This window comes from Paenibacillus sp. 05T425 (genome assembly GCF_056396205.1).
Genome location: NZ_JBFTLA010000001.1, coordinates 795535 through 809670, shown reverse-complemented (window position 1 = coordinate 809670; position 14136 = coordinate 795535). Strand labels below are relative to the sequence as shown.

Genomic DNA, 14136 nt, shown 5'->3' with positions numbered 1-14136 from the left:
CGATACCCCCTTCAGTGTTTGCGCAGCAAACACACTTCGTAAGCACAGGCTTACATCATCGCGCTATCAGGATCGATTTTGCGGACAATCCAATTAGCGGCTAGAATCGTTGCGCAACCGAGAATGGATTGCACGAATGCAGCCGAGGCAGCCATCCCGAGCGTAGCGGATTTCAGTTGTTTATAGACCATGACATCGATTGTGGTAGAAACGTTGAACAGCGAATTGGAATCTCGCGTGACCTGATAGAACAGGCCGAAATCGGTGTAAAATATACGTCCAACCGCCAAAATGAACAGCATGACGATAACGAGCTTGAGCATGGGCAAGGTAATGTATCTCGTCTGCTGCCAGATCGAAGCTCCATCAATAACGGCTGCTTCATAATAAGTGCTGTCAAGGCTTGTGATGGTGGCTAGATAAATGACCATGCCATAGCCCAAGCTTTTCCAAATGTTCAAAAGAATCAGGAAGTAGGGCCAGTATGCCGGCTCCATATACCAGTTAACGGGATCCCCGCCCGCGTTGACGAGCATTTGATTGAGAATGCCTTTATCGAAGCTTAGGAATGCCCAGCCCACGGCGGATACGACAACCCAAGAAAGGAAGTAAGGCAGGAACATCATCGTCTGGTAGACTTTGCTTGCCTTGCGGCTGTGTAGCAGTCCGATCATAATAGCGAACAGAACGGGCAGCACAATGCCTAATACGATAAAAATGATGTTGTATCCGATGGTGTTTCGAATAATGATCCAAGCGTCGTTCGACCTGAACAAGAATTCAAAGTTTTTGAGGCCTATCCAAGGACTGTTAAACACATTGCTCAAGAAACCGCCGCTAATTCTAAAGTTTTTGAAGGCGATAATGATCCCGAACATAGGCAAGAAACAAAACAGGATGTACCAAATCGTCGTGGGCAATGCCAGCAGGCTGAGTTCTGTATCCTGCTTGCGCCAACGAATTCGTAAGCGCTTTCTTTTATCTTGTCGTTCAACTGCAAGGCTCATGTCTGTCGCTCCTTCCGGTGAATTCTTGCTTTTATTTCACTTGTTGCGTTCATTGTATACTGGGAGGATTCGATGCTTCTAGACAACAAACTTGATACTATAGTCAACAAACGTTAGATTGGAGAAATCGCTCACAAAAATCGTTTGTATCCTCGGTGCGGACAATGGATGAAACACCAATAAATTGAAACATTTATAAATATCTAACGTTTATAATGACAGCTTATCTGTATGGTTAGTCAGAGATTTTGAAAGAGGTGCAAACTTGAAGAAGTTGACCAAAATTATGTTTACGATCATAGTGGTTGCTCTTTTTTTAGGGGTTGTCTCCATTCCATTTATGAATAATTATGTTGCATATTCCGTAAAAAAAGAGCTAACAAGAGTATCCTTGCCCGACAAAACCGAACTCGTGGATTCTATATCGTCAGCCGGAAAATTGGTGGGTAACGGAAATGGCATGCAGTTTTTTGGAGCTATTTTAATTAAATCGGAACTTGCTTTGGAAGAGTTGGATCATTATTTTTCAAAGTATCGCGAAAAGGATGGGTTTTACATCGTCGAAAAGCAAACGAGCAGGCAAATTGATGTTATTGACCATGGCGACTTGACCTTCAAGGCATTAAAGGCGGATCAAATACTAACCGACTACTACATCGTTTATACCTGGGGCAGCAGCGACTATCCGTTAAGTGATCTTGATCTGCGGGGGCACTGACGCTCTGCTTGTTTGAAGATGGAAACACGGAAGAGGGTGTCCCGTCGGGACACCCTCTTCCGTGTTTCATAAGCATGCTATATAACTGTAAATGCTTGATAATGGGTAAGCTATTGAACATGCGCCGAATGGTCGGCCGTATCATTAACTTTGCATTCCTCGGAGCAATATTGTTCATGGCTCTCCAGGCAGTCGTCGCAGACAAGATGCTGGTCGTGACAGGTGTCGTCCTTGCAGTTAATCATCGTATCCGTCAGACTTCCGCAGTGATGGCACTTACCGACCGTGGTATGTTCATCTGTCTGATTTATGCGAACAGAGAGTCGTTCGTCGAAGACATACATCATCCCATCGAACAAACGTCCTTGAACCTCAGCGTCTTTCCCGTAAGTAACGATTCCGCCATCCAATTGCGCCACGTCGCTAAACCCTTCATTTTGGAGCACGCCGGTTAGCTTCTCGCACCGAATGCCGCCCGTACAATAAGTCAGGATCGTCTTATCTTTGGCATCCTGCAAGTTGTTCCGAATCCATTCGGGAAAATCCTTGAACGACTTCACATCGGGACGAATCGCATTGCGGAAATGGCCTAGATCGTATTCGTAGTCATTTCTTCCGTCAATGATTACGACGTCCTCGCGCTGAAGCTGCTCGTAGAATTGCTGCGGCGACAGGCGCTTCCCGCTATTCACATTGGGATCAAGCGGTGTTTCGTATCGCAGCGTAACGAGCTCTTTCTTCGGGCGAACGAACAGCTTTTTAAAAGCATGTTCATTCGTTTCGTCTATTTTAAAAACCATTCCTGCAAAAAGCGGGTGGTTGTTCATATAAGCCATATAAGCATCGGTTTGCTCGACCGTACCGGAGAGAGTGCCGTTAATCCCTTCGGAAGCGATTAGAATGCGGCCTTTGACGCCTAGCTCCTTGCAATAATCAAGGTGTTCCTGCGCGACCAGCTCATAATCGGGTACCGCTACGTATTTGTAATATAATAAAATTCGATATTGGTTTTCCACAGTAAATAACTCCTTATCCATTTTCAATCCGTAGATCGGAAAGTCATTATAGCCATACCTAGATATTGTAGCACCATTTGTCCGCAACATAAAGTAATGAGGGCGGCAAACGAAAGAGGAACATCATGGGATGTTCCTCTTTCGTTTTATTTATTCCGTTTCGATCAAGTTGTTTCGCTTTTTGAATGGATTTCATACAATCAAAAGGCAAGGAATGAGAGAACTTCAGAGTTTGGTTGGATTTTGTACAGTCATATGGACGGAAAATGGTCGATGAGGGATAAAATCCCTCTTTTGGCTGTATAATTTCCACTCAAAAGTGACTTCACAGGCGTTTGGGACCGATTAGACTGTACGGAATACAGGCAAAAGTAAGCTAGGTTTTGTGCATTAGTGTATGATTCCGTAAAAAGTTAGAGATGTCCTTACAGCAGCTCGTTAAGGACAATCGCCAGCTCAGCACGAGTTAGACTTTGTTCTTCTTGATCGGGAAGCAGCTCGTCGATCGAAAGCTCGATGTTCGCAAGCTCGGCGTAGCGGGATAAGATAAGTCCCATCTGCTCCGCCGTCAACGGTTGGTTGGGAAGGAACAACCCTTTTCCGTTGCCGACCACGATGCCGTTCTCGGCAGCCCATCCTACATAACCGCTATACCAGCTGCCCGCTGCAACATCGTTGAAGGCGGACGATTCGGCCGCTTCAACGCGTAACAGCCGGCCAAGCGTCGTAATGGCCATTGCGCGGGTTACGGAAGCAGTCGGCGAAAAGCTGGAGCTGCCCGTTCCGACCATCAGACCTTTGTCGTACAAGGCTTTCACGGCTTGGTAAGCCGGGTCGGCCGGGTTAAGATCCGTAAACGGCAGTCCGCCGATCGTGAACAGCCATTGCGATACGCCGGTATACGTTTCATTAGTGGAAACGACGGCTACCGTCAGGCGATACTGACCGTCCGCCTCCGGCATGATGTCTGACAGCGAACCTTTCAGTTCCGACAGCAGCTTTGTTTCGGAATAGTTTTCCGACGGCACGTCGGTCACCGTCACTTGAATATCTTGCTCCGGTACATCCGCGCTTGCAGCGATTTGCTCCAGTACCGCTTGTTGGCCGGTCGCGGCGTTCCGAATACCCGCGCCGTTATTGACCGTGAAGCTTACGCGCGTTTTGCCGCTGGCATCCGAAGCCTGGGAAATGCCCGAGAAGCTGGATACGGCTTCGGTAACGATGAAGGCAGTCGACCCTGCAACGTTAGCCGCAGCGCCGTCCGGCTCGGTGCCGTTCGTATTGGCCGGCGGCGTAAAGTCGCCCGTAGGCGGATTGCCTGTCGGAGCAGGGCCGTTCATGCCTCCGGTCTCCGGACGGTTGCCTTCGCCGGGTCCTCCGTCTTGCGGGCGGTTGCCGCCGCCGCCCATCATGCCGGAAGCATTGCCCGTATACTGCTGCTGGACGCCGTTCACATAGAGATGATATTCGGTATCGAGCTTCAATTGCGATGATGAGAACGTTATGCTTTGGAACGCTTTCTCAGCCGTATGGCTAAATATTTCGTTGCCGTCCGCATCGGTTAGCGCAACGACGCTTCCTGCCGCTTGGGTCGAAGCGAAGGCGAGCTCCATATACGTCTGCTTGGAATCTTGCGATACGGCATCGTTGCGGGTACCAAGGGCTGTTACCGTGCCGCCGTTGATCAGAATAGCTTTGTCCGCGTCAATGCCGCCGTCGGGGCTTCGTTCGTTGGACATCGTCACGATCGTGCCGCCGTTAACCGTCAAGTAGCCGTTGGAGTCGATGCCGTCGCCCTCGGCTCCAAGACCGGCGTTGACGTAAAGGTAGCCGCCGTTGATGCTCGTGACGGAGATGCCGTCCTCATTCGTATTGATCCCGTCATCTTGGGCCGAGATATACACGTTGCCGCTGTTCAAAGCCAAGTGCAGTTCCGAATTCAATCCTTCTTTGGCTGCCGTAATGCGCAGCTCTCCCGTTCCGGCAGCTCCGCCGGAAATATTCATCGACATTTTGGAGTAGAAGGCCCCGTCGTATTTGTGCAGCTTGCTCGTTGTGCCCTCTTTGTAGATTTTCGCCACATACGATCCGTTCACCGTGTTCACCGTACCGTCGGCGATAATGACCTGCGCGCCGGCCTTGCTAAGATCAACAACGCCTTTCGTATCCTCGGTGTCGCTGTAAGGCTCGTAGACGTTATAGAAAATGACCCCGGGCGCGACAGTGCTCGTAATGTCCGCTCCGTCCAAAATCAGAGTGACACGCGCGTCGGGATCGCTTGCCGCTTCCTTGCCTAGGTCGATCGCCAGCTGGCCCTTGGAGAGCTGGCCGGATACGCGATAGGTGCCCGGCTCCGTGATGGTAACGACCGTATGCGCGGAAGCCTCCTCCGCGCTATGCGCATCGGATTCGGTTCCTTCGCCATAGCTGCTGCCGCGTCCGGACTCGTAATAAACGATGTCCGCGCCTGTATACACTGCGCTTGAAGCATCGGTGGAAGCAGCTTGTCCGTCTACCGTTACTCCGGCATCGGAGAGCGTGATGACCGTCTGCTCGGCAGATTGGGCGGATACGGCTTGAATCATAGTCGTGAGTGCCAGCACGATTGCCAGCATCAACATCGTCGTTCGTTTCAATAACATAACTTCACTTCCTTTCGGTTGTTTATGACATTGCCAGATTACAGATGTTTCCTTAAGCGTACCTTAAACCGAATTGAAAGCTTGTTGAAAGCTGCTTGAACGAAAATTTATTTCGGCGATGTCGATTCATCCATTCCCTGTTCGTCGTTCCATATATCAGGTCATATGATAGCGCTTCAGACATATCGACTAGCGATGAATGATTATGGTATTATTTGAGAAAAATAGATTCATAGCATATGAGGAGGTTAAGTAATGGGAACAAGCAGTCCGGTAACGATAACGGTGGAAGCGATCGTTCATTCTCCCGTAGCAAGCGTATGGAAATTTTGGACGGAACCGAAGCATATCAAGCAATGGAACAATGCTTCCGATGACTGGCACACGCCGATCGCGGAGAACGATCTTAGGGTCGGCGGTGCATTCGTCTCGAGAATGGAAGCCAAGGACGGAAGCTTCGGATTTGATTTCGGCGGCGTTTACGACGAGGTGAGCCTTAACGAGAGCATCGCTTATACATTGGGCGACGGCAGGAAGGTAAGCATCGCTTTTATTGCCCAAGGCGACGACACCAAAATCGTCGAATCGTTCGAGGCCGAAGAGACTAACGCCGTCGAGATGCAGCAAGCCGGATGGCAGGCGATTTTGGATAATTTCAAGAAATATGCCGAATCGGCGAAAGAAGAATAGCAGAATATTCGCAGCCTTAAGAGCGCATGCCGGCATTGGCATGCGCTTGTTATATTTTTTCGTTGACATCATTAACCAAGCGTTGCTATACTAGGTGAAATTACATACCCGATTATTTTTATCGGAATTATTATAATGGAGGTCAAGCCCATGAAACGAACAGCACTATTCAGCACCAAGATGCTTGCTGCCTTTTTGCTCTCATCATCTCTATTATTTACGCAAGCAACCGCATTTGCCGCAACGCCGGTAGCGGTGCAAGCCGTATCGACAGCTCCTTCTTCAGTCTCTGCAAAGGACGGAGCAGCACAATACAAGCAGTTTTTGCAGGAGAAATACGACGTTCAGCTTTCCGGTAAAGTAACGAAGGGACAGCTCATCGAAGCTGTCGCCGACATTTTCGAGTATAAGCCTTCCGGCAAGGATGTAACCTTTACCGATTTGACTGCGGACGCGCCGGTGTTCAAAGCCGCTGCCGCTCTTTATGAGCAAGGTATTTTGGCTGGTCCGTCCATTCAGGCCGATCAGCAGCTTACGAACTACGTGGCGGTCGCGATCGCGCTGCGGGCGGCGGACTTGAAGGAGCTTGCCTCCACTTACCCGGCTGCGAAGGCGGATAACGTGCTCGCCAAGGTTCAAGTCAAGAAGGGCACGCTTGGCGTTAAGGCCTCCCAGGAGGTTGCTGCCGCAATCGACACGGGCTTGCTGCCGGCTTCGCTTGGCCAAGGCTTTAAACCGAACGCCCCTGCGAGCGACGAGCTGATCCAAACGCTGCTCGGCCAGGTTCTGATCACGAAAGGTCTATACAAGAAATACATCGGCTACACGAGCGATTCCGATATTTACGCAAAGCTTTCCACGGCTTACGAGACATCGGATTTGATCGACGCTCCGAAGCTGCAGAAGCTGGTGAACGCGGGGCTTGAGAAGGAGCTGTTCACGGGCTACAACATCAAGGACACCCGTTACGACGCCAACTTCATCGACTCCTTGTCGCTTATTTACGGTCATTCCGACTTTAAGCATGCCCAGCAGCTGATCGGCTTGCTGCGCAGCGAAGGCATCGACGCGAAGGTGCAATTCGAGCCGAAAACGTCCGCGTTTCTGTTCTTGGCCGACTGGGGCGACCCGGGTCCGAATGTCGTGCAAATCGCTAACGGCAACTATATCGCATTCGCGAAGGAATATGATCTTGCGTTCGAATTCGCGACGGCGGCCGACAAAGCGGCATTCGACGGCATTATCGAGAAGTTCGCGAAGAAAAACGTTGCCGATCAGCAAGGATTGATCTACGGTTCGTGGTGGCAGCCGTTGTACTACTCGAACACGGAGCTTGCCAATTACGAAGTCATTACGAACAATCTGATTTCCGATCCGGACAGCACGTACACGGTTAACCCGTTCTCGCTGAATGAGGATTCCGCGAAGGTTGTGGCAGGACTTAAAGCGATTGATCCTACCGCGGTCATCACGCCGTTCGAATTCTGGGTAGATAAGCCGTTCTTCCGTTACCTGCACGGAGAAGCGTCATAAGTCGCTCATACGGATAAATGAAAAAGGCTCTCCCGCTCAGCTGATTCATGCTGAGCAGGCGAGCCTTTTTTGATATGATGTTTAAAGCTTAAAAATTGTTGTAAATCACATTAGCCGTTACTTTGCCGCTCGCGACGTCTTCCGAAGTGAAGCCGGATACCGTGTTGCCGACTTTAAATTCCTTGCTCACCAGCTGCTCGGAAGCATCCGGTGCCGTCGTGTCCGATATGCCGTAAGTCGTGTCTTCGGTTACTGTCACCCAAAGCTCGCCGATTCGGAAGCTTTGACCGTCAGCGCTTACCTCTTCAATAACGCCGTCAATGTTGACCCTTTGTTTTGCCGACGAGCCTGCCCCTGGACCGTTATTTTCGACGACGGCGCCATTATTTGGGTTGTTCGTGGCAGGATCAGGGGCAGTACTGCTTCCATTTTGGTTAACCGCATAGATGCTCAACGTTAAGACTGCGCATGCAGCAACGCTCGTTGCCCAGATGAATACCTTGTTTTTCTTTACTGCCGGATTAGCTGTTTTCATGTGATTATCTCCTTTTCGCTTATCAATATCGATTATGTTGCGGCTTTCCTTGCTTAGCCGTTCAAGCGTACGATGCTCAAAGTCTTCGCTTGTTTTCAATTTGGACATGGCCGATTTATAATCTATTTTCTTCATTTTCACAAATCACCGCCTATTACTTCTTTAAGCTGATTGCGCCCGCGGGCAAGCCAAGTCCCTACCGTTGCAGGTTTGGCGTTTAGAAGGTCAGCTATTTCTTCCAATGTGTATCCCTCGTAATAATGCAGATGGATCGGAACGCGGTATTTCTTATCCAATGACAAAACAGCCTGCAAAACCATGTATTCATCCTTAGGAAGGTAAGATAAGTTGTCCGGTATCGGGTTCCGACTTCTAAACCAGCCCGTCTTGAGCAGGTTTTTGCATTTATTTATCGTCGTTCGAATTAACCATGCTTTCTCATGCTCGTCGCTGTCAAAAACGGGGGTTTTTTGGAGATAGGCGAGGAATACTTCCTGCGCGACTTCCTCCGCATCGGCAACGTTTTTGAGATAGGCGAACGCTATCTTGACCAGGCTGTCTGAATAGTTGACCACGGCTTTGCGAACGGATTCATTGAGCTCATATGAATCGTGCACCTGATGTCCCCCTTTCACTAGTAATACAATTGAGGAGGCCGTTATTTTTCACGTTGCCCAAAAAAAGTTTGGGACAATGGTTATAAAAGGGCAACGCCGTTCCTATCAGTATCACCAAAATAACCGAAATGGTCATGTAATTGTTTTAAACAGATATATTTTTCTTTTGTGTATTCTCTTCCCCCGCGGAACAAAATCTTAGCATCCCTCTTACATTCACCGAACAAAGTACCCGTATAGTTCAACTATGTTATGAAGAGGGTTGGTGATGGAATGAGCACGACGCATCGAGAGGTTTACAACAGCGGCATTCGTACCAAAAAAACCGTTGTTCGCAAAGGAGCAAAACGTTTATCGATCTGGAAGGAAAATGCTGCAGGTTACGCATTTCTTGCCCCTTCCTTAGTCTTGTTTTCCGTTTTTTTGTTTTATCCGCTGCTGCAGTCCATCTATCTAAGCTTTCACCTGACAGATCCGCGAGGTCAGGTAGCCGCTTTCGTCGGCCTCGATAATTTCAACCAATTGTTTGCTTCGCCCGCTTTCTGGAATAGCCTTAGCGTAACCATGAAGTTTACGCTGCTGACGGTTCCGGCTGGCATCGTTGCCGGGCTGCTGCTCGCAGCGTTGACGCATGCGAAGCTAAGAGGGATGAGTGTATTCCGATTTGTTTTTTCCCTGCCGGTTGCGCTGTCCGTAAGCACATCTTCTGTTATTTGGATGATGCTTTATCATCCGACAACGGGGATGTTTAATTATTTTCTCTCGAAGCTGGGTGTTTCTCCGATTGGATGGCTGGTCGACCCGACCTGGGCGCTGATCTCGATCTCGATCATGACCGTCTGGATGAATTCCGGATTTAATTACATCCTGCTGCTAAGCGGCCTGCAAGGAATTAGCGACGACATTCGAGATAGCGCGCGTATTGACGGTTCCGGCCCGTTCCGTACTTTCTTTCTAATATTACTGCCGTTGCTGTCGCCAACCGTTTTCTTTCTGACCGTCGTGTCTGTCATGAACGCCTTTCAATCTTTCGGTCAAATTCATATTTTGACCAAAGGCGGACCGGCTGGCTCGACAGAGGCATTCGTTTATTCCATTTATAAGGAAGCATTCGTTAATTATCAATTCGGGACGGGGAGTGCGCTGGCGCTCGTATTGTTCGTCATGATTCTGATTCTTACATGGATTCAATTCCGGTTTGTAGAGAAGAAGGTGCACTATCAATGACAGCTAATCGATTGCTGCGTTCGTCGCTCCTCTATTTCGTCCTTATCCTTGCGGCGTCCCTAGTGTTATACCCGCTGGCGTATACTTTTCTCGCTTCACTGATGACGCCGGAAGAATCATCGGTGTATCCGCACAAGTTGTTTCCGTCCAGCCTGCATCTCGGGACCTTACGTACGGTGCTTGATCTGGTGCCGCTTCAATCCTTTATTATGAACAGTTTTGTGATCTCTGCGTCCATTATGATCGGACAAGTCCTAACGGCAAGCATGGCTGCTTACGCATTCGTATACGTCGCTTTTCGCGGCAAAGCGCTCTTGTTTGCGATATTCCTCTCGACGATGATGATTCCTTGGGAAGTCACGATTATCCCGAATTACTTGACGATCAAGTCATGGGAGTGGCTGGACAGCTACCAGGGATTGACTGTTCCCTTCATCGCTTCTGCTTTCGGAATATTTTTGCTGCGCCAATTTTTCATGCAGCTGCCGCGGGAGTTGTTCGAAGCGGCGAAGATCGACGGCTGCGGCCATGTTAGACATTTTATAAGAATCGTGTTGCCGCTGTCCCGTCCTGCACTCGCTTCACTGGCCGTTTATGCGTTTCTGAACGCATGGAATATGTATCTGTGGCCGCTCCTCGTAACGAGCAGCGACAAAATGCGCACCGTTCAGATTGGCATCAGCATGCTTCAATTCGAGGAAATGACATCTTGGAATCTCGTATTGGCGGGGGTCTCGCTTGTCCTGCTGCCATCTCTTATTTTGCTTATACTTGGACTGAAACAGCTGGTCGGAGGTTTGACGGCCGGTGCGATCAAAGGGTAATCAGCAATCGATCGTTGTGGGTACGTGGATATTGTCTTAGGACATTCCAAATAAAAAAGAGATTAAGGGAGAGAAACGATGAAGACAAACCGGTTCAAAATAGCCATGCTAATGGCTACGACAGCGATGATGGTGTTAATGACGGCTTGCGGAGACGGCGTAACGAACGGTAATACGGGTAATGAGCAGCCGAACAATACGGCAGCAAGCGAAGGAAACGCTTCGGAACAGGCATCGACGGATGCTCCAAAAGAGCCGGTTAAAGTGATCTGGTGGCACTCCATGGGCGGCGAGCTCGGTAAAGTGGTCACGCATCTTGCGAGCGATTTCAATGCTTCTCATTCCGACATCCAAGTGGAGGAAGTGTTCCAAGGCACTTACGATGAGAGCTTGAACAAGATGAAGGCTTCCATGGATGCCAAATCAGGGCCGTCGCTGATCCAAGTGTACGAGATTGGCTCTAAATTCATGATCGACTCCAAGGCAGTGACGCCTGTTCAAAACTTCATCGATGCTGAAAGCTATGATATATCCAACCTGGAAGAGAACATTCTTGGCTACTATAAATTTGACGACAAGCTGTACTCGATGCCGTTCAACACGTCTAATCCCGTTCTATACTACAACAAAGATATGTTCAAGGCGGCAGGACTTGATGCGGAAAATCCGCCTAAGACGTACGAGGAAGTCACAGCTGCAGCTAAGGCTCTGACGAAAGACGGCCAGACCGGCGCATCCTTCGCCATCTATGGCTGGTTCATGGAACAGCTGTTTGCAAACCAAGGCGCGGAGTATGTCAACAACGGCAATGGACGTACCGCGCCTGCAACGGAGTCGCAGTTGAACAGCGAAGCCGGCATTCAAACGATTAATTGGATGAAGGAGCTGCTGGATAGCAAAGCAGCGCTTAACCTCGGACGTAAAACAGACGATACGAAAAAAGCGTTCCTAGCTGGGCAAGTGGGTATGACGCTCGATTCTACTGGAAGCCTGCGCGGCATCGTAGACGGCGCAAAGGGCAAATTCGAGGTCGGAACAGCACCTCTGCCGAAGCCGGCTGGCGCAACAACGGACGGCGGCGTTATTGTCGGAGGAGCGAGCCTATGGGTTCTGAACAATAAGTCGGATGCCGAGCAACAGGCTACTTGGGAGTTCATTAAGTATTTGGCAGAGCCGAAGACGCAGGCACAGTGGCATATTAATACGGGCTATTTCCCGATCAACAAATTAGCGTATGACGAGCAGATCGTGAAGGACAACCTCGTCAACTACCCGCAATTCCAAACGGCAATCGACCAGTTGCATGGAACAAAATTATCCACGGCAACGCAAGGTGCGGTTATGGGCGTGTTCCCAGAAGCTCGTCAAATTGTCGAAGGGGCGATGGAAGAGGTATTCACAGGTGCCAAAGACGCAACGAAGGCGTTGGAAGACGCCTCCAAGGCGATTACCGATAAGATTGCAACTTACAATAAAACCGTTCAATAATGCAGAAGAGGGCAGCCGATCTAACGTGATCGGCTGCGTTCTGCTTAATGATGTGAATCGTTTGGGCGGGGCTAGGTAAACCTAATAGTTGGAAAATGAGGTGATGGAGGCCAAACCGATTATATCCGATGGACATATCGAACATGCGCTGCTGCGCGAGACAGGCAAGGATCGGACTTGCTAATCGTGCAGGTTCACGCGGTTCGCGAGCAGTAAACCTAATAAATCCATAGATTAGCAACAAAGCTGACCTGCAATCCGTTTATTTAGGAGCTAGAGTGATGAACGGAGGGTATAGATGAGGAGACAACTCAAGAACAAGGCCATTGTAATATCCATTTTTATCGTCTGCTGCATTCCGTTACTTTTGTTATGGTTGTGGTATGAAGTGTTCAGCTCTATATGATGGTTAAAAGGAAATAAACGAGCTAAGGTAGACAGAAATGCTTAATTACATTTATATTAATGATTAATCAGGTAAAGTTAAGCAAAGCTCACAAGGACTAGGTTTTGCCGCTTACACAATAGGAGACTCACATCATGATGACCAGCAACAACAAACAGAACGTGTTCAGACTAGCTTTGCTGCTTGGATTATTTTCGACACTCGGCCCTTTTACGATCGATATGTATTTACCTGCATTCCCGGAAATCGTGAAGCAATTCGAAACGACGGCTTCCCTGGTGCAGCTAAGCTTGACGGCTTGTTTGCTCGGACTTGGTATCGGGCAGCTCGTCATGGGTTCGCTGAGCGACGTTCATGGCAGACGCAACCCTCTGCTTATCTCTATGGCCGTGTATCTGATCGCTTCGTTGGCTTGCGCATTCTCGCCCAATATCGGACTGTTGATCGCATTCCGCTTCGTACAAGGTTTTGCCGCTTCGGCGGGCATTGTCATTTCCCGCGCGATCGCACGCGACCTGTTTAATGGTCACGAGCTCACTAAATTTTTCTCGTTGCTCTTGCTTGTCGGAAATTTGGGTCCGCTCGTGGCCCCGGTTGCCGGCAGCGGGATTCTTTCTTTCACGGATTGGAAAGGCGTATTTATAGCGCTGACGCTGCTCGGAATCTACCTGTTAACGATGACAAAATGGAGACTGCGGGAGACTTTGCCGCCTGATCGCCGGACACCGAGCAATTTCATGCAGCAATTGCAGAACTACGGATCGCTCTTGCGGGATCGCCAATTTGTCGGCTACATGCTGGCACAGGGCATTATGATCGCGGGGGTTTTCGCGTATGTTTCGGGGACGCCATTTATTTATCAAAATATTTACGGGGTTTCGCCGACCGTCTTTGCTCTATTATTCGGAACGAACGGTATTAGTCTGATCCTCGGCTCCCAGCTGGTCGGACGAATGTCGCATCGCGTATCGGAACACACTTTCCTGCTGTTCGGACTCATACTGGCCGGTTTGGCTAGCGTCGTTGTCTTAGTGGTAGCCTTCGTACACGGACCGCTTTTTGCCTTGGTAATTCCATTATTTGTATTCGTAGCTGCAATCGGCATTACATCAACGGCGGCATTCCCGCTTGCAATGGAAAGTCAAGGCGAGAAGGCCGGCAGCGCTGCGGCTCTGCTTGGCGTCATACCATTCTTGCTCGGAGCGGTCGTTACTCCGCTAGTCGGCATAGCAGGTGAAGACACGGCCGTACCGCTCGGCGTCATCATTTTATTGACGAGTGTCGTGGCGATGCTGGCTTACTTCTTCTTGATAAGAAGAGGACTTGCGAAATAGAAGAAAAAGCGTTTGTACAGCTTGGGATCGCCCGATTGGCATGCGAAAAGACCTCAACTTCCACGGTAAAGTGGAAGTTGAGGTCTTTTTTGTAGTCGA

The 14136-nt window shown here is 49.4% G+C and carries 12 protein-coding genes; 7 read left to right on the top strand and 5 right to left on the bottom strand.

Translation table 11 applies throughout. From position 1 onward, the window contains the following. Positions 1 to 50: 50 nt before the first annotated feature. The gene (locus AC1DF0_RS03350; protein WP_442050694.1) at positions 51 to 1007 is read right to left on the bottom strand and encodes an ABC transporter permease; all 957 of its coding nucleotides are present in this window, start codon (positions 1005 to 1007) and stop codon (positions 51 to 53) included. A 265-nt stretch (positions 1008 to 1272) separates the two neighbouring features. On the opposite strand from AC1DF0_RS03350, the gene AC1DF0_RS03345 reads away from it, so the two are divergent. Beyond that, positions 1273 to 1725 carry a hypothetical protein gene (locus tag AC1DF0_RS03345; protein ID WP_442050693.1) on the top strand — a complete coding sequence of 151 codons (453 nt, stop codon included), beginning with the start codon at positions 1273 to 1275 and terminating at the stop codon, positions 1723 to 1725. Positions 1726 to 1835: 110 nt separating this feature from the next. On the opposite strand, the gene trhO is transcribed toward AC1DF0_RS03345, so the two are convergent. Both trhO and AC1DF0_RS03335 read right to left on the bottom strand, forming a co-directional pair. Beyond that, positions 1836 to 2762: an oxygen-dependent tRNA uridine(34) hydroxylase TrhO gene (trhO, locus tag AC1DF0_RS03340; RefSeq protein WP_442050692.1), complete on the bottom strand. Its 927-nt coding sequence runs from the start codon at positions 2760 to 2762 to the stop codon at positions 1836 to 1838. A gap of 404 nt (positions 2763 to 3166) precedes the next feature. Then, entirely contained in the window at positions 3167 to 5383 is a 2217-nt protein-coding gene (locus AC1DF0_RS03335; protein ID WP_477573060.1) for a carbohydrate-binding domain-containing protein, read from the bottom strand. A 255-nt stretch (positions 5384 to 5638) separates the two neighbouring features. On the opposite strand from AC1DF0_RS03335, the gene AC1DF0_RS03330 reads away from it, so the two are divergent. Together AC1DF0_RS03330 and AC1DF0_RS03325 are read left to right on the top strand one after the other, a co-directional pair. Then, a complete protein-coding gene (locus tag AC1DF0_RS03330; RefSeq protein WP_477573059.1) occupies positions 5639 to 6073 on the top strand; it encodes an SRPBCC family protein in 435 nt (144 codons plus the stop codon). A gap of 150 nt (positions 6074 to 6223) precedes the next feature. Next, positions 6224 to 7606 carry a hypothetical protein gene (locus tag AC1DF0_RS03325; protein WP_477573058.1) on the top strand — a complete coding sequence of 461 codons (1383 nt, stop codon included), beginning with the start codon at positions 6224 to 6226 and terminating at the stop codon, positions 7604 to 7606. An 88-nt stretch (positions 7607 to 7694) separates the two neighbouring features. On the opposite strand, the gene AC1DF0_RS03320 is transcribed toward AC1DF0_RS03325, so the two are convergent. Beyond that, positions 7695 to 8276: a hypothetical protein gene (locus AC1DF0_RS03320; RefSeq protein ID WP_442050688.1), complete on the bottom strand. Its 582-nt coding sequence runs from the start codon at positions 8274 to 8276 to the stop codon at positions 7695 to 7697. Between the two features lie 2 nt (positions 8277 to 8278). Further along, the gene (locus AC1DF0_RS03315; protein WP_477573057.1) at positions 8279 to 8758 is read right to left on the bottom strand and encodes an RNA polymerase sigma factor; all 480 of its coding nucleotides are present in this window, start codon (positions 8756 to 8758) and stop codon (positions 8279 to 8281) included. A gap of 273 nt (positions 8759 to 9031) precedes the next feature. On the opposite strand from AC1DF0_RS03315, the gene AC1DF0_RS03310 reads away from it, so the two are divergent. The 4 genes from AC1DF0_RS03310 (at position 9032) to AC1DF0_RS03295 (ending at position 14037) form a co-directional block, all read left to right on the top strand. Beyond that, positions 9032 to 9985: a carbohydrate ABC transporter permease gene (locus AC1DF0_RS03310; protein ID WP_477573056.1), complete on the top strand. Its 954-nt coding sequence runs from the start codon at positions 9032 to 9034 to the stop codon at positions 9983 to 9985. Further along, positions 9982 to 10809, top strand: a complete 828-nt coding sequence (locus AC1DF0_RS03305) for a carbohydrate ABC transporter permease (protein ID WP_477573055.1) — start codon at positions 9982 to 9984, stop codon at positions 10807 to 10809. Before AC1DF0_RS03310 ends, AC1DF0_RS03305 begins: the two co-directional genes overlap by 4 nt. Positions 10810 to 10887: 78 nt before the next feature. Further along, positions 10888 to 12297, top strand: a complete 1410-nt coding sequence (locus tag AC1DF0_RS03300; protein WP_477573054.1) for an ABC transporter substrate-binding protein — start codon at positions 10888 to 10890, stop codon at positions 12295 to 12297. A gap of 543 nt (positions 12298 to 12840) precedes the next feature. Further along, entirely contained in the window at positions 12841 to 14037 is a 1197-nt protein-coding gene (locus tag AC1DF0_RS03295; RefSeq protein WP_477573129.1) for a multidrug effflux MFS transporter, read from the top strand. Positions 14038 to 14136: the final 99 nt, after the last annotated feature.

Excerpts from the sequence above, each read along its gene's own strand:
- AC1DF0_RS03350 (WP_442050694.1), bottom strand. The coding sequence starts at position 1,007 with ATGAGCCTTGCAGTTGAACGACAAGATAAAAGAAAGCGCTTACGAATT.
- trhO (WP_442050692.1), bottom strand. The coding sequence starts at position 2,762 with ATGGATAAGGAGTTATTTACTGTGGAAAACCAATATCGAATTTTATTA.
- AC1DF0_RS03335 (WP_477573060.1), bottom strand. The coding sequence starts at position 5,383 with ATGTTATTGAAACGAACGACGATGTTGATGCTGGCAATCGTGCTGGCA.
- AC1DF0_RS03330 (WP_477573059.1), top strand. The coding sequence starts at position 5,639 with ATGGGAACAAGCAGTCCGGTAACGATAACGGTGGAAGCGATCGTTCAT.
- AC1DF0_RS03325 (WP_477573058.1), top strand. The coding sequence starts at position 6,224 with ATGAAACGAACAGCACTATTCAGCACCAAGATGCTTGCTGCCTTTTTG.
- AC1DF0_RS03320 (WP_442050688.1), bottom strand. The coding sequence starts at position 8,276 with ATGAAGAAAATAGATTATAAATCGGCCATGTCCAAATTGAAAACAAGC.
- AC1DF0_RS03310 (WP_477573056.1), top strand. The coding sequence starts at position 9,032 with ATGAGCACGACGCATCGAGAGGTTTACAACAGCGGCATTCGTACCAAA.
- AC1DF0_RS03305 (WP_477573055.1), top strand. The coding sequence starts at position 9,982 with ATGACAGCTAATCGATTGCTGCGTTCGTCGCTCCTCTATTTCGTCCTT.
- AC1DF0_RS03300 (WP_477573054.1), top strand. The coding sequence starts at position 10,888 with ATGAAGACAAACCGGTTCAAAATAGCCATGCTAATGGCTACGACAGCG.
- AC1DF0_RS03295 (WP_477573129.1), top strand. The coding sequence starts at position 12,841 with ATGACCAGCAACAACAAACAGAACGTGTTCAGACTAGCTTTGCTGCTT.